The sequence below is a fragment of the Oleiphilus sp. HI0066 genome, from assembly GCF_001635725.1.
The window spans coordinates 1-1,781 of the sequence record NZ_LWFH01001157.1 but is presented as its reverse complement, the minus strand read 5'-3'; the positions used below and the strand labels follow the sequence as shown (position 1 = coordinate 1,781).

At 45.2% G+C, this 1,781-nt stretch carries 1 protein-coding gene; it reads left to right on the top strand.

Annotated features, from left to right (window positions below):
- Window positions 1-69: 69 nt before the first annotated feature.
- Window positions 70-1,781 (top strand): insulinase family protein (locus A3738_RS15435; protein ID WP_197473879.1); only part of this gene is annotated, 1,712 nt, incomplete at its 3' end.

Sequence of the window (1,781 nt, the reverse complement as noted above, 5' to 3'; positions counted from 1 at the left end):
CAGTGTTAATCTTCATAGCTTAATTCAATCAACAGTTCAGTCTGGCCAACCATAAGGTGTTAATGATCAATGAGCCACCCGCAATTTGAATTTGTAAGAAAACAACGTATTGAATCTCTCGCCGTAGATGCTGAAGAGTACGTGCACAAAGGCACCGGAGCACGACATTTACACTTTGCTTCAGAGAACGATGAGAATGTTTTCTTGGTAGGACTAAAGACTGTTCCGACTGACAATACAGGTGTGGCGCATATCCTTGAGCACACTGCATTGTGTGGTAGCGAAAAATATCCGGTACGCGATCCATTTTTTATGATGATTCGCCGCTCTCTGAACACCTTCATGAATGCCTTTACTAGCAGTGATTGGACGGCTTATCCTTTCGCGAGTAAGAACAAAAAAGACTTTAATAACCTCTTAGATGTGTATCTAGATGCGGTCTTTTTCTCGCGCTTGGACGAGATGGACTTTCTTCAAGAAGGGCATCGCGTAGAATTTGAAGAGGAAGGTAACGCAGATTCGCCATTGGTCTATAAAGGTGTTGTGTATAACGAGATGAAAGGCGCAATGAGTTCGCCGGTGAGCCAACTTTGGCAGACACTCACTCGTTATGTGTTTCCAACTTCGACTTACCATTACAACAGTGGTGGTGATCCCGAACATATTACCGACCTCACTTATGATCAGCTGAAAGCTTTCTATCGCAAGCATTATCATCCGAGTAATGCGGTATTTATGACCTTCGGTGATATCACAGCCGAAGAGCATCAAGAGACATTCCACAACAATGTCTTATCGCGTTTTGAGCGTTCAAATGATCTAGCTATTGTGACTGACGAAAAACGCTATTGTGCGCCGCTCACTGTCGTTGAAAATTACCCAATTGATGAAAACGATGGTATTGAAAATAAAACACACATCGTGATGTCTTGGTTGCTCGATCACAGCTTTGATTTAGAAAGCAATCTTGAAGCGCACTTGTTGTCGAACGTGTTGTTCGAGAACTCTGCAGCGCCATTGCAGAAAGCACTCGAGCAAACTGAACTAGGGCAGGCACCATCACCGTTGTGTGGACTTGAAGACTCTAATAAAGAAATGTTGTTTGCTTGTGGCATTGAGGGAAGCGAGCCGGAGCGCGTCGCAGAGTTCGAAAAGCTTGTGATTTCTGTTCTCGAAGATGTGGCACAGAACGGTGTTCCGCAAGAGCGACTAGAGGCTGTTCTTCATCAGTTAGAACTGAGTCAGCGAGAGATCTCTGGTGATAGCTACCCATATGGTCTGCAGTTGATTTTGGCAGGGTTGTCGCCGATGTTGCATGGCGGGGATCCGGTCGCACTACTTGATTTAGATCCTGTTTTAGAGCGCCTACGCGAACAGATTAAAGATCCTGATTATATCCAGTCACGAGTGAAGAGACTGCTGCTTAATAACGCGCATCGCGTGACTTTGGTAATGAAACCAAATCAAGGCTTTGATGCTGTTCGTGCGAGTCTGGTTGAAGATGAGCTCGCTGCGAAAAAGTCAGCAATGAGCCCTGAAGAGTTAGAAAATGTTGAGAGCAAAGCGAAAGCGCTCAAAGCTCGACAAGAAGCGAAAGACGATGAATCTATCTTGCCTAAAGTTGGTATCGAAGATGTTCCGAGTGAGCTTTACAGGCCACAAGGTACGATTGTAGGGGGTGCGTCTAAGCTGACGCAATATGAGCAAGGCACGAATGGTCTTATTTACCAGCAAGTCATTTTCGACTTGCCTGCCTTGTCTGAACAAGAGCAGCAATTGCT